Below are 17,788 nucleotides of genomic sequence, written 5' to 3' on the forward strand. Positions count from 1 at the left end.
GTCATGGCCGATGCACAGCGCCTCGGCGTCACAAAAATCGGGATCGTCGGACAGGAACAGTTCGCCGACGGAAAATGAGCCTCTCTCTTTAAGGAAAATTCCTTAAAGAGAGAGTTATTTCAAGCATATACATGCTACAAATCCTATTTAAGGATTTGGTTTTTTTGTTGGCTTTTTAGGTGGATCTTTATCCCCTGTAAAACCGGTTTGAGATGGTGGATCACTAGCAGGAAAGCTTTCATCCAAGGCTTCATCAAGTTTTTTGTCCTGCGCCTGTTTTTTACTGGCTTTGTCTTTCTTTTCACTCATGACAAACCTCATTCGCATTGTTGTGAAAAACGCGCCCAACAGCAGAAATAGCAGGGAGTTTTAGCGTTGGCCTGTATTTATGCAGGGCATTGAAAGACAACGTGCCATATAAGCAAGGTTTCCATTTTTAATGTGTTAAAAAGATTTTTTTAAAATTTCAGAGGCCATGTTTCGTTGGTTGCGACATTCCTGCCCAAGAAAGTCCAGTAAGGCACGGACAGCAGGAACGAGCCCACGGCGTGAAGGAAATACAGCATGAATAATACCGGCTTGCGGATGCCAGCCAGGAAGAACACGTACTAAACGCCCTGCTTCAATATCTTGCCAAACCATCATTGTAGGAAGTTGGACAATACCTGCACCCACAAGAGCAGCTTCGCGGAGCACGGCCATATCATCTGTTGCCAGCCGTGGTTCATGAAAAACGGCGGCTGTTTGTCCTTCCTGGTTTTCAAGTAACCAGGAATGAGAACCCGGAGTGGTATGAAAATCCAGGCTGGGAAAGGCGTTTGTAAGGGGACACATGAAATGAGACTAGAAGATAGACGGGATTAAACGGGACGATACGGGATTTGGTGGGATAATAACGTGAGGAAAACCGCCACTGGTAGCATTTTCAAGAGGACTTATATTTTAGCGACGGCCCTGTAGGTGATGTCTGACACCTGGTAGCGATTTTGGCGGAAAAGACATGAGATATGAGACCTCATATTTTACTCAAAACCAATCTATACAATCGGACTTCAAGATAACATCTAAATTGGCGTTAAATGGCCTTTAAAAGGCATTTGAAAGCTATTTTCTATATAACGCAAAGCATCGCGCATAATAGGTTTTTTGCTTGTCTTGAGCGTCCCAGAACCGACAAGAAACTGGGAAAAACCTGAAAATAGCAAAAATTATAAATAAATCATTTATTATCAATTAGTTATAATGAAAAATACAAAATCAAACCTGAAACAACCGCGAAATAACTGGGAAGCAAAAAGACATGAATTTAACGTGACTTTTCACCGCGATAAGTCGCCGTGAGAAGTCACCGGAACAAAGCTACGGAAGAAAGCTAACGAACGAACTATCAATATAGTGGGGTTCCGGGGTTTGAGGATGAGACATATTGAATGACTATGTATCAAACGGACACGCTTGTCCGTTTGATCAGATGTGTCGCGCTAGCGTCAATCATCGCGTGTCAGTTTGGTTTGGGTAGTCATTAATCTTTCAAGTTCGCAAGTTTCGTTCACGTATTCGATCAAACCGATACGCTAGTAGGTTTGATTGCCTTCTTTTAATCCTGCAAAAATTCCTATTGACGGCAAGAGTCCGGCTTGCCTATGGTTGTTTCGGGCGTAGAAACCCATTAAAGGCGGCAAAGCACCGCTGCGCGAGAGTCTATCACTCGTACCGGTGCTCTTTTTGTGCCCACGTTACGGGTGCATACTAGCGCGAGATTATCGCCGGGAGGCGATGACGTATGTCCAGGGCGAAAGCCTAAAGGTCATCGTGCCGTTACCTTTAGCGGTTTCTAACTCCCGGCGGCGCTCGTGGTGGGCGTCGCCAATGCCTTAGAAAGCATTAAGGGACTGACGCTATGTTGAAATTCGATATTGACCCAGACTATCCGCTTCTTGGTCTGGAAAATTGCAGACAAGGCGTGGAAATGTTGATTGGCCTGATTTCAGGTAAGTCTGACATGGAATTCATGGATGGTGCTGCGGTCGCTGGGTTGGTTGCTCAGTTACAAGCCATAAGCGGTGGCATTTCCGATGTTCATGAAATTGTGCACGCTCAGCTGTGTGAACGGACAGACAAAGAGCCTCGCCTGACCACAGGCAAACGGTCGGTGGCGTAGTATAACAGGATTTCAGGCAGCTTTCGGGCTGCCTTTTTCATAGGTTCTTCACAATGAACATTTTTGATCAGGACACACTTGATTTAGCTGCTGGCATTTCTGCTGATAAGCTGGCCAATATGCAGCGGCGGATGCGCTATCTGGAAGCCGCACTGGCACAAGTTACAGGGCAAGATAACAGCTTGCGTGAATGGTTTCCTGCAGCGGAGTTGGTTAGCTATCAGTTGCCAGGATTACCTGTGACAGCATCTGGGCTTATCCGACACGCTAAGGCCCATAAATGGGATTACCGAATAGCAGAGGGGTTGCGTGGAGAACGGATAGAATATCACTTCACATCCCTTCCACAACAGGCATTCAACGAAATGCTAGAAAGAGTTTTACGGAATGCAAAAACAACATATGAAATATCTAGTCTTGTGCCCACCATACCAAGACCTGCAAAAATACGCAGACCAAGCCAAAAAACGGACCCAACGCCACAGTGGCTTCTGCCTTTGATGAGAATACTTCGGGAAAAACCTATTTCGGTAGGGCATGCAATGAAAATGCTGCCAGCAGATGCAGTTACTGGCGAGAGACCAGATATTCAGGAAGTAGTAAACACACTTAAGAAACTCGGCATGTTAGCTTAACTTAGCGGAGCAAAGTCCGTAATCTTTACAGGGAGCGGACTTTGCTCCAATAAAAATTACATCTATATATTTATTTACGGAAAAATCATGAAACCACCTCCATCTATTGCATGGCTTGTCGAAGCTCTTGGAGAGGAAACCACTCTACAATTTATCGAAACTTGCGGGGGGCAACGTATCATGATTCCTCGTGGATATAAGGGTAGTCTTCTTGAAAACCTTTATGGAGAAGATCTGGCAAAAATTATCGTAGAAAAACACGCAGGACAGCCATGGCAAGTGCCTTTAGCAAAAACATGGCGGGTGTATATGCTGGCTCGACGAGGACTATCCCATAATGAGATTGCTGCTCGTCTTGGAATTAGTTGGCGGCAGGTAACTAATCTTTATGGAAAGCGTCCAGATGTAGATCGCCGCGTTGGTAGTTCTTGAAAATGTTTGAGTGAACAAGAAATCAATAATTTTCATATTCGTAGGCGGGCATATTTTGCCGTGTGGTGCATCGTGGGGGTTTATGGTGTGATTATCTGTGGGTGATATGAAAACGCCCCCAGCACCCTTTTAGACCCTTTTAGAAACCTTTTAATAATTGACTACCAACAGATGAATTTCCCTTGCACATAAAAATATAAAATTACCTGATCTTTCTAAGATATATGGTGATGTAATTACGCACACTGATATGTCCCCCTGTTCTCCTTCATAGGTAAGGCATGAAGGAGAGTTCGTCACATGTCTTGTAAAAAAACATTCTCCCTAAGATATTTGCAGAAGATAATGCCAGAAGACATTCTGGTGTCATTTCTGGAAAATTTTGGTGGAACGCAAATCTACATTCCTAAAACACTAGGGATAGTTGATAGTCCTGCTAAAAAATGTCCCTTAAATGCAGTACCATCACTTCAGCATAAGCAAGATTTGCGGGAAACGTGGGGTGGAATGGATGTGCAGGTTCCTTCATGTAAGCCCTTTCTTGCTGCATATTATTTGAAGCAAGGATTGCACGCTCGGGTAATTTCCAGAAAGCTTGGCATGACAATACGCGGTGTTCTTAACATTGCGAGAACTGCCAGAATGGAAGGGGCGATTTAATGCCAATCCATTCTTCCGCTACATTTATCGAGCTTCATACAGAACAGAACTCTGTTCCCATTTGGATACATATTGTGCCGTCTGGAACATTTTCTGGACGCGATGGAAGAGGTCCGTTCCACTTAAAAGATCCGCAGGGCGTCATTGCCAGTTCACTGGCAGAAGGAAGCATTCCCGTTGATTATAACCATGCCGTATATCAAGCAGGTTCAAAAGCTGCCGGGGCTGCAGGGTGGATAGATCGCATGGAAAACCGTGCTAATGGGATATGGGCCCATGTGGAATGGACATCCAGCGCAAAAAAAGCCATCGCGGACCGTGAGTGGCGATTTATTTCACCTGCTTTTATGTCCACAAAAACTGGTGATATTACGCGCATTGATAGCGTTGGCTTGGTGAACCGGCCTAATCTGGCACTGCTCTCGTTAAATAGCAGGCAGGCATACAACAATCATGATGGCATGAACGCCAGTGATATTGTTGCGGGTATGCGGAAGGATATTGTCCTTATCCGAGAAAGTCTTAACCAAAACATGCAGAAACAAGAAAAACATCCAGATGAAAGAAACATTGATCTGGAAATAAAGAAAAATCTTGGCCTAACGGCTTAAATAAAAGGACTTATCAAACGTGGAAATCTCACAAAGTAATCTTTCAGCCTTATTTACCAACTTCAATCTTGTATTCAATCAAGCATTGGAAAGTGCTCAATCCCATTACAAGGATGTGAGCATGATTGTGCCAAGCAAGACAGAAACAGAAGTATACAAGTTTCTGAACAATTTGCCTGGAATGCACGAATGGGTTGGCAGTCGAACGATTAACAGACTATCTGGAAGCGGATTTGCGATCTGCAACAAGAATTGGGAACAAACAATTGGTTTGGATCGCAATGATGTTGAAGACGATAAATATGGTTTTTTCGGCCCACTGGTGCGTAATATGGCGGTTTCTGGTGCCTCTCATCCTGACGAGTTGATTTTTAGTTTGTTGGGAGATGGTTTTACCAAAAAGTGTTACGATGGACAGAACTTCTTTGATAGCGCACACCCTGTTACACTAGATGGAACTGAGGACATCCGCACATATTCCAATGTTTTTGGATCAGGGAAGTGTGCGCCATGGTTCTTACTTGATTGCAGCCGCCCTATACGACCTCTGATCTTTCAGAGCCGACGCCCTTTAACATTTACACAAAAGACCAATGTTTCTGATAGCAATGTATTCTTTGAGAATACATTCTATTATGGGGCCGACGCCCGTTACAATGTTGGGTTTGGGCTTCCCCAGTTGGCATTTGCTTGCACAGCGCCTCTGACACCATACAACTATTCTGTAGTGCGAGCTGCCATGATGAGCCAGATGTCCGCAACGGGGCGCCCTCTTGGTATTAAGCCAACGCATCTCGTGACCGTTCCTGGTAATGAATCTGCTGCTTTGCGTATTCTCCATTCTGAAACCATTGAAGCAACGACTAATGAATGGGCGGGAACAGCAACGCCTATCATTACTCAATACCTTATGGGTGCATCTGGTGCGACAAATGTATGGGGAAATGTTGCCGATTTTGTAAATCCTAATGACAGCTATGGAGCGGGCTCTTCGGTTACGGATGATGGAAAACCGCCAGCAACAATCGTTGCAGGCGCAACAATTACTCCTAACACAGAAGATACAGACGATGGCAGCACGACATCTTCTGGAAATAAAACATCTTAATTTTTAGTGGAAACTAAATTCATGAAATCTTCGGAAATAAAGAAACATCTTGGCCTTAATACCGAGGCTACTGATGAAGATGTTTTGTCTGCATTAGATATGGCAGCTTCTATTGTATCCACTTTTCGAGAATGTGGCGAAAAATTAGGATTACATGCTCAATCTTCTCCTAAAGAAATCGCTGCATTGTTGGGAAAAAGAGAAAGCACAGCCGTATCTGAACTTCGCTCGGAATTAGTCGTCATGAGTGAAGAAGTGAGTTCACTACGTGAAGAAGTGCTTCATGCTCATGCGGTCAATTATATTGAAAGGATGATGACTGAAAAATTCATCAATGATGATTTGAAAGAGAAGTTGATCTCTTTGCATGCAAGAGGTGAAGTTGAGTTGGTGAAATCCATGATTGCTGGATTGATGGATGTGCCACTGGATGCTTTTCACAAATATAAACCTCCTGCTGATAACGGTACAAAAAATAGCCCTATTGATGATGAAATCAAAAGAAATCTCGCTTAAAAAGTAGCAGTGCAGGAGCCATTCTATGTCTTTGATTGCCTTGAAAAAAATAGAGAAATCTCGATCCATCCTAGCAAAGGAATTAGAATTTCTATCGCAAAATGACATGAATGGTTCTGGAGGAGCTTGGCTGCATTTTTATAAAAGGTCCAAGGAAAACCTCTCTTTTAGAGAGGCACTTGTTACAATCGTGGCTTTGTTAGGAAACGTGAGTTTCTCCAATAGTATTCCAGAAGAACAATCTGATATTGATGCGATCTTACCTTATTCTGGGGATGCGTTTAAAGATGCTCGCTTCCCATTATCAAATATCCATAATCCTTTAAGTTGGTTCAAAATGGCTTCGGCCTGGGAGACATTTGCTTCAGAGTGGGTAGATGCCACTGAAAAATGTAATGGCTGGAATGAAGAAGCTAAAGGGCGTTTGTTGGAGAAAGCGCGCACCAACACCGAACTTTATCTAGCAATGGTGAAAATCGGATGCACCTGTACTTATAATATCCTGATTGTGTCTTGTGATCCCCGTCACACAGAGAGCGTGGGCAAATGAGCAATAATCTTCGTGCGTCTTTCGAACTAGATTTTAATGTCGGTGGGACTAATATTTTGGATGGAGTTTCCCGCATTCTCGGGAATATCCAAGGAAAGCTTGAAGCTTTAGGTCGGCAAATAAACCCATTTGACGAATTCACCCAGCCCGTTGCACGCGCTACCCAGGCAACGCAGCGTTTGAACGAGACGCTGACGCGCACTACGGGAGCCACCGAAGCGGCTGCCGAAGGCGTGACCACTCTGAACGAGGCATTGAATGGCACTGGCGCAGCTGCGGCTGAGGCCACCACAGGTATTAGCCGGTTAGGAACAGAAGCAGAAGAAGCCGCAACGCAGGGCGTAACTGCAATGGAGCGCCTGCAGGCGGCCGTATCGCGTGTGCGTTCCGGTTCTGGAAGCTATACGGGCGGAGTGAAAAGCGCCGGACAGGGCTTTCATGATGCTGTTCAGCAAGGCATGGGCAGCGCATTTGGTGCAGCAGCTGCCGGGTTTGGTGTATTGGCACCCGTGCACGCCGCGGCTGAATATGACAACGATCTGACACATATCGGGATTACATTAGGCAAAACAGGTCAAGATAATGTTGTATTTGCGCATGATCTGGGACAACGCATAAATAGAATAGCTCAACAAACAGGCCAACGCAGTACAGATCTCGTTAAGGCAGCGTCTTTCTTCAGTATGGAAGGCTATTCGCTTGATCGGATTATGAGCTTCACGCCAACCGTTGCCAGGATATCTACTGCATATAATGCCGCGCCGGAAGCTGTTGCCAAAACGGCATTTGCTCTTCAGGAAAACTTGGGAATTGATGAAAAAACATTACCCAAAGGACTAGCTGAAGTAGCTCGTGTTGGGAAAGAAGCTGCGCTGCCCATGGAGCAATTAGCTCCGCTTTTTCCTGTTGTGGCTGCCCAAGCCGGACGCCTTGGTGTGCATGGGACAGAAGGCCTTGCGGGGCTTGCTGGAATGCTGGCTGTTATTCGAAAAAGCACAGGGTCAGAAGGACAAGCTACCGCTTATCTCAATCAGTTTATGACAACCCTCACTTCAAAACATGCCCAACACCGGTTTTCAAAATACGGTGTGGATATGATTGGTGTGATTGAAAAAGCAGAAAAGAATGGAACTAATCCATTAGAGGATGTCTTGAGTTCCATTCAGAAAATTGCCAGTAAAACGACCCGATTGCGTGCTGTTGCTGATCTATTTGGTAACGAGCAAGATATTGGTGCAGCTTCTGCTCTTTTAAAACATTTTGACCAGTATGAATCTATCAAAACAAAAATTGGTCAAACCTCACCAGAGATGATTACCAAAGACTATGATACAGGCCTTCAGTCAACATTGATTCGCGTTCAGGCATTTGAAGATGCACTTGGGCAGGTTGAACGCCAGATTGGCACTGCTTTTGTTCCTGTTCTTAATGTCGGAACAAAGGCTCTATATCTTATTTCAAATACATTCGAATGGTTAGATAAACATGTGCATGGTGCGGCTACAGCGATTGTAACTGGCGTGGGTGCCGTGTTGGGATTAACTACGGCTCTGGGTGCGCTGGGTGCTGTAATGATTCCGCTAAAGGCGGGTTTAACCTTTGTAGATGCTCTGACAAATGGGTGGTTGTCTCACATAGCCTTGCTAAGCCTGCGCATCATAAAAATGCCATTTGCCCGTTTAGGTAGTCTTCTGATGTGGATCGGGAGGTTGGGGGTTGGGGTTGTTGCAGGGTTGGGGCCTGTTGGCATTGCCATCGCAGCCATAACGTCAGCTGTCACTGTGGGTTATCTGGCCTGGAAAAACTGGGATAAAATCAAACCCATGCTGACCAGTCTGGGAAATTGGATCAGCGGATGGGCGCAGTGGCTTGGCCACATCCTGATGCAGCCTTTGCATGCCATGGACGAATGGTTTGCCTCTGCCAAAATTGGGCATGCCATGGATTCCTGGCTAGCGCATCCAAGTGCGCCATCTACAGTTCCGGCCGGAATGCCTGCGGGCAGCGGTGCCCAGTTTGGGCTGCACGTGACGCATGATCCGGGATTGGCTGTACGCCAGACATCGGGGCCGCGTGGATCTGTCAGCATCGCGCCTGACCGTGGGCGCATGGTGAACAATCCATAGTAGCAGAATATGTATCCGTTTTATGCTTATAAACACGTCAAAATGACCCATTTTAATGTCCTAAAGAGAGGCTATGGGAGCACTTAAAACACTTGTTTTTGGAGTATCAAACCGTCTGTCCGCAGGTGTCAAACCTTCTGTCCCGCTACAGCGTTTAAATCAGCAGGAGATGTTAAAGGGTGAGGTACAAGAGTAGGTGCAGCAATCAGGCATTGTGTGCTGGTATCAAGCGTGCGCATAACAAGATCAGATGCCGCAATAGGTGGAAATCGCACACGTATTGCAAGGTCCATGCCTTCCTTTAAAACATCTACACGCCTGTTAGTGCTGGCAAGCTGTAATGTGACCGCTGGGTAGCGCACGATAAAACGGGCCAGCAAGGCACCAAATTGAAAGTTCAGCAAAGCAACCGGGCAACTTAAACGCACAAGCCCACATGGTTCGGTTTGAAGCTGCGCCACAGATCGTTCCGCCGTGTCTGCTTCTTCCAGCATGGCAACGCAGTGTTCGTAAAACCGGTGTCCTGTTTCCGTCACGCTGAAATGGCGAGAGGAACGTTGGATCAAACGTGTATGCAGGCGTTCTTCAAGAAGGCGGATACGGCGGCTGAGGAGAGATTTTTGAAGGCCAGTTGCACGTGCTGCCGCTGAAAATCCGCCATATTTTACAACCTGCACAAAATATTCAAAGTCATTAAGGTCTCTCATCGTTCTCCTCATAGGACGCAACGTTTTATTTGAAAATCTTTATGAGACGATAAGAAAGGCGCATGTTTCATGTCAACAAGACATGCAACACGCTTACCTAAGAGGGGATAAAAGTCATGCAAAAGAAAATTCTTGGTCGCTATGGAAATGAGCGCGCCCATTGGGTTGGAAACGGTTTTCCGGTGCGTTCTTTGTTTTCCTATACTGATTTTGGAGAGCATTTGAGCCCGTTTTTATTGTTGGATTACGCTGGCCCACATAAGTTTGCCCCAACAGATACACGGCGTGGTGTAGGCCAGCATCCGCACAAAGGGTTTGAAACTGTTACCATTGTTTATGATGGTGAGGTTGAACACCGTGATTCATCTGGTGGGGGCGGCATTATTGGCCCCGGAGATGTGCAGTGGATGACAGCAGGCAATGGTATCCAGCACGAGGAATTTCATTCTCCGGCGTATGCAAAGACTGGGGGTGATTTTCGGATGGTGCAACTATGGGTCAATCTGCCTGCCAAAGATAAAAGTGCGCCAGCTGCTTATCAGACGTTGCTGGCAGCAGATATCCCGACAGTTTCTTTTGCAGATCATATGGGCAGTTTGCGCATTATCGCGGGAGAGTATGAAGGCCATAAGGGACCAGCGCATATTTTCTCTCCGTTAAATGTGTGGGATGGAAAGTTGCAGGAAGGCGCTGAAATGACACTTGTTTTGCACGCAGGCCATAACGCAGCCATTGTTTCTCTTGAAGGGAAGCTGATTGTGAATGGCGCGGAAGAACTTGAAAGCGCACAATTTGCACTTCTGGAGAGAGAAGGGGTGCAGGTGACACTTCAGGCTGCCAGAACCTCCAGCTTTCTTGTTTTAACGGGCGCACCGCTCAATGAGCCAATTGCTGGTTATGGTCCATTTGTTATGAACACGCGCGAAGAAATTCATCAGGCAGTTGAGGATTTCAAAAATGGCCGCTTTGGAAATATTCCCGCCTGATCTGTCACAGTGTGCATGGCAACGATCTTATGGGCCACACGTCATGAGATAACTGCTTAATTTCTGATTTGGTTAACTTCAACATAGGTGAGAAAATATGGAACAGAATAAAAAGAAACTACATTTTGTGACATTGCTGGGAAGCCTGCGTAAGGCTTCCTATAACGGTATTGTTGCGCATGCGTTGCCAGCATTGGCCCCAGAGGGTGTCAGTATTTCTGCATTAGGGTCTATTGCTGAGTTTCCACATTATAATCAGGATGTGCAAGATCAGGCTTTTCCATCTTTTGTGCTGGCCATGGGGCAGCAGATTAGCGCTGCGGATGGTGTTATTATTGTAACGCCAGAATATAATTATTCTGTGCCAGGTGTAATTAAAAATGCGCTTGATTGGCTTTCTCGCTTAACGCCACAACCCTTTGCACGTAAACCTGTGGCAATTCAGACAGTTTCTCCTGGCATGATCGGCGGCGCACGGGCACAGTATCATTTGCGGCAGAGTATGGTGTTTATGGATGCCCTTGTGTTGAATAAGCCGGAAGTCATGATAGGGCAGGCCGCAGATAAGTTTGATACAGACAAGCTGGAACTGACAGATCAAAAAACGCGTGCTTTTCTCACACGGCAGATACAGGCGTTAGCAGATCTGGCTTGGCGAGAACAAAGGTAGATTATGTAGGGATTTATGAGGCTTTAAATAAAAATGCCCAAGCCTCTTATCCTGCATGTGTAACATGAAGATGTTTTTGCCGTTAAATAAATGTGTTTTGTGTATAATTTCTCTTTCATTTAAGAGCAAAATGCGTAGTCTGCGCGCTTTTCTTCGTGCAGGAGTTCTGATTCATGGGGCTTTCTTTGGCTCTGTTCATGCTGGATATCGTTTTGGCGGAAGCGTGTCAGCGTGATGTGAATTTCTGTGTTTTCACAGCGGATACTGCTGCACGGCTGGTTTCGAGTTTTTAAATGACAACTGATCCTCAACTTCCTCCCGCAAGCACTGCATTTATTGAGCCGCCACATGGGCGTTCGGCAGCGTTATTTATTCTCACTTTCGGCACTTTTGTGGTCGGAACAGGTGAATTTGCCATTATGGGCATGCTGCCGGAGTTTGCGCGGTCCTTGCATTTATCTGCGGCAGATGCGGGATATGCCATTACAGCCTATGCTCTGGGGGTGGTGATTGGCGCACCACTTATTACTATTTTAGGTGCACGCCTTTCTCGCCGGGAGCTTTTGCTTTCTCTGTTAGTGCTTTTTTGCTTCGGGAATTTCTTGAGCATCTGTATGCCCACACCACAGCTTGTTGAAGTTGCACGGTTTATTACCGGTCTGCCACATGGAGCATTGTTTGGTATTTCTGCGCTTGTTGCGGCTTCAATGGTAGAACGTTCCCGACGTGGGTGGGCTGTTGGGCGTGTTTTGTCTGGCATTGCCATTTCCACTTTGGTTGGCGCACCGTTTTCTACCTTTGCGGCAGATCATTTTGGGTGGCGTCTGGCATATCTCATTATTGGTCTGTTCGGCTGCATTACCTTTTTAGGTGTGTGGCGCTATATTCCGGCAGATCAACCCAACCGCAAGAATTCCCCTCTTAAAGAAGTTTCTGCCATGGGGAATACACAGGTTTTGCTGACACTGCTGACAGCGGCTATCGGGTTTGGCGGTATGTTTGCTATTTATACATACCTTACCAGCATCTTGCAGAATGTAACCCATGTGCCGGAATGGTCGGTTATGGTTTATATGGTTATTTGGGGGATGGGCATGTTGGTTGGCGCTAATGCAGGCGCCTGGTTGGTGGACCGTAAGCTGGATTTGGCAGCCATGTTGGCACTGGGCGGAAGTGCTCTTGTGATGCTGGGCTTTTCTACAGTGCTGCATCAGCCATTGCTTTTGGCGTTGGCTGTGTTTCTTATTCCTTCCTTTGTAAATGGGTTAGGACCGGCATTGCAAACGCGTTTGATGGATTTTGCTGGAGATGCGCAAACCTTGGCGGCTTCTCTCAATCATTCTGCATTTAATATTGCCAATGCTTTAGGGGCTGCATTGGGGAGTATGCTGCTGGCGCATCAGTTTGGCTATTCTGCTCTGGGTGTTGGTGGCGCCATTCTTTCGGCTGGTGGTCTGGTGGTGTATCTGCTGGCCGTTTTGGTGCTGCGCCGCAGTGGGCAAAAAGAGATCAGGCAGCCTATTTCCTGAATAAAGACGTTATAACGGTATAATAATATATTGCATTTTACAGGCATTTTTCAGCTGGAAGGGGCATAACCTTCCAGCTTTTTTGTATTTATGGCGCATCAATAAGGTGCAGACATGGGCAGGGAAAATATGCCTGCTGGAGCCGGATTTATTCTGGCCCATCATAAATAGGATAAGAGTTATAAGACGACTGGTCTAATTATAAATTGACTTCATCTATATCCATTTATATACAGACGATCAGAACAGGCCATACAGATTCGGTAGGAATGTTTCCAGTTTGTATATGGATTTTGACTATCAGGGATTTTCCTGCTCGATAAAAGTTGACCGGTCTATTTTTTGGATGAGGGAGACGATGTCACATATTGGAGCAATTTGCTCTGGCACGTGCAGGCCGCAATTGGGCACTCGTTCTGCTTTTTCCATGTCACTGTTCACGAGGTAAAAATGGCGTACGCGACAACCAATCCCTATACAGGGGAAGTTATTGCTAATTTTCCTGAAGCTACAGATCAGGAAGTTCAGACCGCACTGTCCGAAGCTCATGCCGCTTTTGAAAAATGGCGTGATACCTCCTTTGCTGAACGCGCTCGCATCATGAACGCCGCAGCTGCCATTCTGCGTCGTGATGTTGATAAATATGCCCGTCTGGGCACGCTGGAAATGGGCAAGCTGTTTGCAGAGTCCAAGGCAGAAGTTATTCTTTCTGCTGAAATTTTCGAATATTATGCAAAATATGCTGAAGAACTTCTGAAGCCAGAATCTCTGCCAGTTGCAGATCCGGCAGAAGGCAAGGCTGTTCTGGTTCACGAACCTCTGGGTATCGTGCTGGCAATTGAGCCATGGAACTTCCCGTTCTATCAGGTTGTTCGTATTATTGCGCCGCAGCTTTCCGCTGGTAACGCTGTTCTGCTTAAGCACGCTTCCAACCTGCCGCAGTGCGCTGCCGCATGTGAAGAGCTGATGAACGAAGCTGGTCTGCCCAAAGGCCTGTTCCGTAACCTTTATGCAGCACGTCGCCACACAGAAGTTATCCTGAATGATCCCCGCGTTTGCGGTGTGGCTCTGACAGGTTCTGAAGGTGCTGGCACCATTATTGCTGGTGTTGCTGGTAAAGCCCTGAAAAAGGCCACCATGGAACTGGGCGGCGCAGACGCCTTTGTTGTTCTGGATGATGCCGACGTAGAAAAAGCAGCCAAATGGGCTGTTATTGGGCGCCATTGGAATGCTGGCCAGGTGTGTGTGTCTGCCAAGCGTCTGATTGTTGCAGATTCCATTTATGACCGCTTCCTGGAACTGTACAAGAAGGGTGTTGCCGAGCTGAAGGCTGGTGACCCGATGGATCCTTCCACAACGCTGGCACCGCTGTGCTCCAAAGGCGCTATGGATGATCTGCACCGCCAGGTGACGGAAGCCATCAAGCATGGTGCAAAGGTTGAAGTGATTGGGCCAGAAGTTCCTGGTAAAGGTGCTTTCTTCCGTCCGCTGCTGATGACCGGTCTGGACGGCAACAATGCAGCCCGCCATTGGGAATTCTTTGGTCCGGTAACGCAGCTGTATCGTGCAAAAGACGAAAACGATGCAATCCGCATTGCCAATGATTCTCCTTACGGTCTGGGTGGTTCTATCTTCACGAAAGACGAAGCACGTGGCGCACGTGTGGCTGCGAAAATCCGCACGGGTATGGTGTTCATCAACCATCCGCTGGTGCCTAAGGCAGATCTGCCCTTCGGTGGTATCAAGAACTCCGGTTATGGTCGTGAACTGATTGGTCTTGGGATCAAAGAGTTCGTGAACCATAAGCTGATCAACACGGTCGATATCGACGCACCGTTCTGATCATACTGTTGGCAGGCACCTGCAAAGGTGCCTGCCTGCACAGAATACACAGAGTATAAGAATTAAAAGTAACTAGAATTATATAGTGTAATAACAAAATAATTCTTTTTAATAAAAATTTTCAGAAAAAATATAACGTTTTTCCCGCTTACTTCCTGAAAGAGGCATGTAAACCTGATGTCATCCAAGTCTGAAATTCTTATTGTCGGTGGCGGAGTGGCAGGACTTGCCCTTGCAACGCGTCTGGGTAAAACACTTGGCCGAAGCGGAAAAGCGCGTATCACGCTTATTGATAAAAGCTTTGCGCATGTATGGAAGCCCATGCTGCATTGCTTTGCCGCAGGCACCGTGCAGAACGAAAATGACCGTATCAGTTTTATGGCACAAGCCAGCACTCATAATTTTGAATTCTGGCCAGGTGAAGTTGTTTCTATTGATAGAGACAAGCGGGAAGTTCTTTTAAGCCCCTTACATGCATCAGACGGCAGCAAGGTTCTGGATAGCCGAACCATGACGTACGATGCCATTGTGCTGTCCATCGGAAGCCGCGCCAATGATTTTGGCACGCCCGGTGTGTTGGAAAACTGCCTGTTTATTGATAATCTTGTTGAAGCAAATGCTTTTAATGAAAAGTTCAGAATGGAAATTCTGAAGTCATTTGCTGATAATTCCGAACTCGATATTGCCATTGTTGGGGGCGGGGCAACAGGCACACAGTTGGCTGCTGAACTCCATAAATCGCTCGAAATTGTTGATCCAGTTAGCTTGCATGCATTTGACAAAGCGCCACCTAAGCTGAGTATTACTTTGTTGCAGTCTGGGGCACGTATTCTGCCAGCTTTTCCGGAATCTGTTTCAATTGCAGCAAAACAGGAACTGGAGCGGATTGGTGTAAATGTAAGAACATCAGCGCGTGTTGCGGCGGCAGATGCAACCGGCTTTACCCTGAAAGACGGCACACATGTGCCTGCGACTTTGCGGGTATGGGCTGCGGGCGTTAAGGCACCGGAAGTTACAAAAACCTATGGTGGTCTTTCTCTCAGTCGGTCGGGCCAGATCAATGTCAAACCCAATCTGTGCTCTGTGGATGATGACCGTATTTTTGCAATGGGGGATTGCTCCTACATTGTAGATGATCCGTTGCCCGCTACCGCACAGGTTGCGCGCCAGCAGGCGCATCATCTGGCGCAACATCTTCCGGCTTGGCTAGAAAGTGGCAAGGAAGTTCCTTCCTGCATCTTCCACAACAAAGGCGCTATTGTTGCCTTGGGTAATTATAATGGCTGGGCTGCCCTGCCAGGTGGCCGTGTGATGGGTGGGGGTATGCTGCATGGGCTTTCAGCCCGTCTTGGACATATTATGCTCTATCGCCAACACCAGATAGAATTGTTTGGCTTGGTGCGCGGATTGGCCTCAATCTTTGCGGATTTTGTGGAAACTATTATTCGCCCATCCGTGCGTTTGGATTGATTTCATCTGTGGTGCAACCCAGCAAGATGCGTGAAGTTTGCCATGCTTCATCCAATGGATGGGAAGAATGCGTAATCTTTGTCATCAAGGTTGCACCAAGCCAGAGCTGATAGAGTGACGATGCAAGCTTATGAGCGGGCAGCGAAGAGTGTATGGATTTATCCTGCTGTCCAGCTTTAATGACTTGAGAAAGATGCGTGATAACAGCAGCTGTGCCAGTTTCCATAATACGGCGCATGCGTTCTGATATATCGGAAACCTCTGCTGCCAATTTAACAATCAGACATTTATCTCCGACCTGTCCTTTAACGTGGGAGAGGCGCCAGAAATCCAGATAAGAAAATAACTTCTGCGCACTGTTTTTATCCGGGCAGGAGAAGAGTTCCTGAATATTTATTAAATAGTCGTGCATGTAGGAACGCAGAAGTTCTTCTCCAAAAACTTCTTTAGATGCAAAATAATGATAAAATGATCCCTTGGGAATGCCTGCAACTTCCAGGATTTGCGAAAGCCCAACACCAGAAAAACCACGTTCAGCAATAAGTATTCTCGCAGAATCTACAATTTTCTTTTTTGCGATATCATGTTTTGTAGGCGTATTCATGGGGGCGGGAATATCCTGATTTCTTTCAAAAAAGGTTATTATTTTTTCTAAACTGACATACATATAAACCTGATGATGTCAGAAATGAATAATATATCGACATAATATCACGAAGCACATTCATTTGGGAAATATTGCATCAGAAACTAACCAAGACAGATCTGTTTTCCGGCATGTTGTCTTCACGTTAATATGAAAAATGAGTATGCACTTTTACACGGGTGTATTTCGATTTTTAATTTCAATTGAGGTTTCATGAAACAGACAGCGTTTTGCAGAGCGGAACTTGTGGCAGTTCTTTTGAACGTCAGAAAGGATACGCCCTGTGTATTGACGCTGGAAAAAGGCCAGATACTGCCTTCTGGCCCTTTAACCATGGGTGGCCGTTCCTTGCAAAGGGAATTGCGCGGGTGGGTAGAGCAACAAACCGGCATGGTTTTAGGGCATACAGAACAACTTTATACATTTGCTGATACACAGGTGGCGGATAAAAGCCGGCTTGTACGTATTTCTTATATGGCCATGATTAGTTCCAATATAGATCAGACACCAGCAGAACGTTCCTTATATGATTATTTTCCATGGGAAGATCGTAGAAACCCAGAAGCGCATCTTTTACTGCAACATATTGTTGGGTTACTCAAAGAGTGGGTGGGGATGAGCGCAGACAAGCAACAGAGATGCGCCAGGTTATTCGGCCTTGATCCATATGCATGGAATGATGAACTGGCATTGGACCGTTATGAGCTTTTATGGGAAGCCGGATTGGTACAGGAAGCCAGAGTGTTTCAAGGCCACATTTCCTTGGGTTTACCGATGCAGGCAGATTATAGGCGTGTTCTGGCGACCGCACTTTCACGCGTGCGGGCAAAAATTCGCTACACTTCTGTTGTGTTCGATTTGCTGCCAGAAACATTTACACTCTTACAGCTACAACAGGCGATGGAAGCTCTGGCCGGGTGTTGGATGCATAAGCAAAATTTCAGGCGTCTGGTTTTGCAGCAAAAACTGGTAGAAGAAACAGGTGCTTTTGATACCCCGCAGCAGGGGCGTCCGGCAAAATTATTTCGGTTTCGTCCGCAAATGGGGCAAAACTGCTATCTGGCTGGTGCCAAATTGCCGCTAACGCCATTGTCATAAAATAGGCTTGTAAAAGCGCTTGTTTTTCCCTTGCGGTACAT

Annotated in this window: 19 protein-coding genes and 1 pseudogene; 16 read left to right on the forward strand and 4 right to left on the reverse strand. The window is 46.3% G+C overall.

What is annotated here, in order from left to right; all coding sequences use genetic code 11:
* Positions 1 to 78 (forward strand): annotated as a pseudogene (locus tag CSR02_RS17195) (biopolymer transporter ExbD); the annotation flags it as partial.
* A 69-nt stretch (positions 79 to 147) separates the two neighbouring features.
* On the opposite strand, the gene CSR02_RS16430 reads toward CSR02_RS17195, so the two are convergent.
* Both CSR02_RS16430 and CSR02_RS00010 read right to left on the reverse strand, forming a co-directional pair.
* On the reverse strand, positions 148 to 309 hold the full coding sequence (locus CSR02_RS16430; RefSeq protein WP_167384057.1) for a hypothetical protein: 162 nt from the start codon (positions 307 to 309) through the stop codon (positions 148 to 150).
* Between the two features lie 135 nt (positions 310 to 444).
* Positions 445 to 834 carry a LysR substrate-binding domain-containing protein gene (locus tag CSR02_RS00010; RefSeq protein WP_244176694.1) on the reverse strand — a complete coding sequence of 130 codons (390 nt, stop codon included), beginning with the start codon at positions 832 to 834 and terminating at the stop codon, positions 445 to 447.
* A gap of 1,066 nt (positions 835 to 1,900) precedes the next feature.
* On the opposite strand from CSR02_RS00010, the gene CSR02_RS00015 reads away from it, so the two are divergent.
* The 9 genes from CSR02_RS00015 (at position 1,901) to CSR02_RS00055 (ending at position 8,799) form a co-directional block, all read left to right on the forward strand.
* Positions 1,901 to 2,161 carry a hypothetical protein gene (locus CSR02_RS00015; RefSeq protein WP_099539942.1) on the forward strand — a complete coding sequence of 87 codons (261 nt, stop codon included), beginning with the start codon at positions 1,901 to 1,903 and terminating at the stop codon, positions 2,159 to 2,161.
* 53 nt (positions 2,162 to 2,214) lie between these two features.
* Entirely contained in the window at positions 2,215 to 2,796 is a 582-nt protein-coding gene (locus CSR02_RS00020; protein WP_099539944.1) for a DNA-binding protein, read from the forward strand.
* Positions 2,797 to 2,883: 87 nt separating this feature from the next.
* Positions 2,884 to 3,228: a hypothetical protein gene (locus CSR02_RS00025; protein WP_099539946.1), complete on the forward strand. Its 345-nt coding sequence runs from the start codon at positions 2,884 to 2,886 to the stop codon at positions 3,226 to 3,228.
* Between the two features lie 300 nt (positions 3,229 to 3,528).
* Complete coding sequence (locus tag CSR02_RS00030) at positions 3,529 to 3,888, forward strand: hypothetical protein (protein WP_099539948.1); 360 nt, start codon at positions 3,529 to 3,531, stop codon at positions 3,886 to 3,888.
* Positions 3,888 to 4,499, forward strand: coding sequence for a phage protease (locus CSR02_RS00035; protein WP_099539950.1), 612 nt, complete (start codon positions 3,888 to 3,890; stop codon positions 4,497 to 4,499). Before CSR02_RS00030 ends, CSR02_RS00035 begins: the two co-directional genes overlap by 1 nt.
* Positions 4,500 to 4,518: 19 nt before the next feature.
* Complete coding sequence (locus CSR02_RS00040; protein ID WP_244176695.1) at positions 4,519 to 5,607, forward strand: Mu-like prophage major head subunit gpT family protein; 1,089 nt, start codon at positions 4,519 to 4,521, stop codon at positions 5,605 to 5,607.
* 21 nt (positions 5,608 to 5,628) lie between these two features.
* Positions 5,629 to 6,123, forward strand: a complete 495-nt coding sequence (locus CSR02_RS00045) for a hypothetical protein (RefSeq protein ID WP_099539952.1) — start codon at positions 5,629 to 5,631, stop codon at positions 6,121 to 6,123.
* A 25-nt stretch (positions 6,124 to 6,148) separates the two neighbouring features.
* Positions 6,149 to 6,673, forward strand: coding sequence for a hypothetical protein (locus CSR02_RS00050; protein WP_099539953.1), 525 nt, complete (start codon positions 6,149 to 6,151; stop codon positions 6,671 to 6,673).
* Complete coding sequence (locus CSR02_RS00055) at positions 6,670 to 8,799, forward strand: phage tail tape measure protein (RefSeq protein ID WP_099539955.1); 2,130 nt, start codon at positions 6,670 to 6,672, stop codon at positions 8,797 to 8,799. Before CSR02_RS00050 ends, CSR02_RS00055 begins: the two co-directional genes overlap by 4 nt.
* Before the next feature lie 128 nt (positions 8,800 to 8,927).
* On the opposite strand, the gene CSR02_RS00060 is transcribed toward CSR02_RS00055, so the two are convergent.
* On the reverse strand, positions 8,928 to 9,506 hold the full coding sequence (locus CSR02_RS00060; RefSeq protein WP_244176696.1) for a LysR family transcriptional regulator: 579 nt from the start codon (positions 9,504 to 9,506) through the stop codon (positions 8,928 to 8,930).
* A gap of 116 nt (positions 9,507 to 9,622) precedes the next feature.
* Here CSR02_RS00060 and CSR02_RS00065 point away from each other — a divergent pair, with 116 nt between their 5' ends.
* The 5 genes from CSR02_RS00065 to CSR02_RS00085 all read left to right on the forward strand — a co-directional run bounded on the left by CSR02_RS00065 (position 9,623) and on the right by CSR02_RS00085 (position 16,003).
* Positions 9,623 to 10,492, forward strand: coding sequence for a pirin family protein (locus CSR02_RS00065; protein WP_099539957.1), 870 nt, complete (start codon positions 9,623 to 9,625; stop codon positions 10,490 to 10,492).
* A gap of 97 nt (positions 10,493 to 10,589) precedes the next feature.
* Positions 10,590 to 11,162, forward strand: a complete 573-nt coding sequence (locus CSR02_RS00070; RefSeq protein ID WP_099539958.1) for an NADPH-dependent FMN reductase — start codon at positions 10,590 to 10,592, stop codon at positions 11,160 to 11,162.
* Positions 11,163 to 11,455: 293 nt separating this feature from the next.
* Complete coding sequence (locus tag CSR02_RS00075; RefSeq protein WP_099539960.1) at positions 11,456 to 12,691, forward strand: MFS transporter; 1,236 nt, start codon at positions 11,456 to 11,458, stop codon at positions 12,689 to 12,691.
* A gap of 450 nt (positions 12,692 to 13,141) precedes the next feature.
* Positions 13,142 to 14,533, forward strand: coding sequence for an NAD-dependent succinate-semialdehyde dehydrogenase (locus CSR02_RS00080; protein WP_099539961.1), 1,392 nt, complete (start codon positions 13,142 to 13,144; stop codon positions 14,531 to 14,533).
* 177 nt (positions 14,534 to 14,710) lie between these two features.
* The gene (locus CSR02_RS00085; RefSeq protein ID WP_099539963.1) at positions 14,711 to 16,003 is read left to right on the forward strand and encodes an NAD(P)/FAD-dependent oxidoreductase; all 1,293 of its coding nucleotides are present in this window, start codon (positions 14,711 to 14,713) and stop codon (positions 16,001 to 16,003) included.
* Here the strand turns inward: CSR02_RS00085 and CSR02_RS00090 are convergent.
* The gene (locus tag CSR02_RS00090; RefSeq protein ID WP_099540026.1) at positions 15,975 to 16,607 is read right to left on the reverse strand and encodes a TetR/AcrR family transcriptional regulator; all 633 of its coding nucleotides are present in this window, start codon (positions 16,605 to 16,607) and stop codon (positions 15,975 to 15,977) included. The two genes, CSR02_RS00085 and CSR02_RS00090, sit on opposite strands and share 29 nt — an antisense overlap.
* A 255-nt stretch (positions 16,608 to 16,862) precedes the next feature.
* Here CSR02_RS00090 and CSR02_RS00095 point away from each other — a divergent pair, with 255 nt between their 5' ends.
* The gene (locus CSR02_RS00095) at positions 16,863 to 17,747 is read left to right on the forward strand and encodes an NUDIX hydrolase (RefSeq protein WP_099539965.1); all 885 of its coding nucleotides are present in this window, start codon (positions 16,863 to 16,865) and stop codon (positions 17,745 to 17,747) included.
* Positions 17,748 to 17,788: the final 41 nt, after the last annotated feature.

The sequence above is a fragment of the Acetobacter pomorum genome (assembly GCF_002738225.1).
Lineage (GTDB): Bacteria > Pseudomonadota > Alphaproteobacteria > Acetobacterales > Acetobacteraceae > Acetobacter > Acetobacter pomorum.

What these genes read in the sequence shown, in the direction of transcription:
- CSR02_RS16430 (WP_167384057.1), bottom strand. Translation starts at nt 309, where the DNA reads ATGAGTGAAAAGAAAGACAAAGCCAGTAAAAAACAGGCGCAGGACAAA.
- CSR02_RS00010 (WP_244176694.1), bottom strand. Translation starts at nt 834, where the DNA reads ATGTGTCCCCTTACAAACGCCTTTCCCAGCCTGGATTTTCATACCACT.
- CSR02_RS00015 (WP_099539942.1), top strand. Translation starts at nt 1,901, where the DNA reads ATGTTGAAATTCGATATTGACCCAGACTATCCGCTTCTTGGTCTGGAA.
- CSR02_RS00020 (WP_099539944.1), top strand. Translation starts at nt 2,215, where the DNA reads ATGAACATTTTTGATCAGGACACACTTGATTTAGCTGCTGGCATTTCT.
- CSR02_RS00025 (WP_099539946.1), top strand. Translation starts at nt 2,884, where the DNA reads ATGAAACCACCTCCATCTATTGCATGGCTTGTCGAAGCTCTTGGAGAG.
- CSR02_RS00030 (WP_099539948.1), top strand. Translation starts at nt 3,529, where the DNA reads ATGTCTTGTAAAAAAACATTCTCCCTAAGATATTTGCAGAAGATAATG.
- CSR02_RS00035 (WP_099539950.1), top strand. Translation starts at nt 3,888, where the DNA reads ATGCCAATCCATTCTTCCGCTACATTTATCGAGCTTCATACAGAACAG.
- CSR02_RS00045 (WP_099539952.1), top strand. Translation starts at nt 5,629, where the DNA reads ATGAAATCTTCGGAAATAAAGAAACATCTTGGCCTTAATACCGAGGCT.
- CSR02_RS00050 (WP_099539953.1), top strand. Translation starts at nt 6,149, where the DNA reads ATGTCTTTGATTGCCTTGAAAAAAATAGAGAAATCTCGATCCATCCTA.
- CSR02_RS00055 (WP_099539955.1), top strand. Translation starts at nt 6,670, where the DNA reads ATGAGCAATAATCTTCGTGCGTCTTTCGAACTAGATTTTAATGTCGGT.
- CSR02_RS00060 (WP_244176696.1), bottom strand. Translation starts at nt 9,506, where the DNA reads ATGAGAGACCTTAATGACTTTGAATATTTTGTGCAGGTTGTAAAATAT.
- CSR02_RS00065 (WP_099539957.1), top strand. Translation starts at nt 9,623, where the DNA reads ATGCAAAAGAAAATTCTTGGTCGCTATGGAAATGAGCGCGCCCATTGG.
- CSR02_RS00070 (WP_099539958.1), top strand. Translation starts at nt 10,590, where the DNA reads ATGGAACAGAATAAAAAGAAACTACATTTTGTGACATTGCTGGGAAGC.
- CSR02_RS00075 (WP_099539960.1), top strand. Translation starts at nt 11,456, where the DNA reads ATGACAACTGATCCTCAACTTCCTCCCGCAAGCACTGCATTTATTGAG.
- CSR02_RS00080 (WP_099539961.1), top strand. Translation starts at nt 13,142, where the DNA reads ATGGCGTACGCGACAACCAATCCCTATACAGGGGAAGTTATTGCTAAT.
- CSR02_RS00085 (WP_099539963.1), top strand. Translation starts at nt 14,711, where the DNA reads ATGTCATCCAAGTCTGAAATTCTTATTGTCGGTGGCGGAGTGGCAGGA.
- CSR02_RS00090 (WP_099540026.1), bottom strand. Translation starts at nt 16,607, where the DNA reads ATGAATACGCCTACAAAACATGATATCGCAAAAAAGAAAATTGTAGAT.
- CSR02_RS00095 (WP_099539965.1), top strand. Translation starts at nt 16,863, where the DNA reads ATGAAACAGACAGCGTTTTGCAGAGCGGAACTTGTGGCAGTTCTTTTG.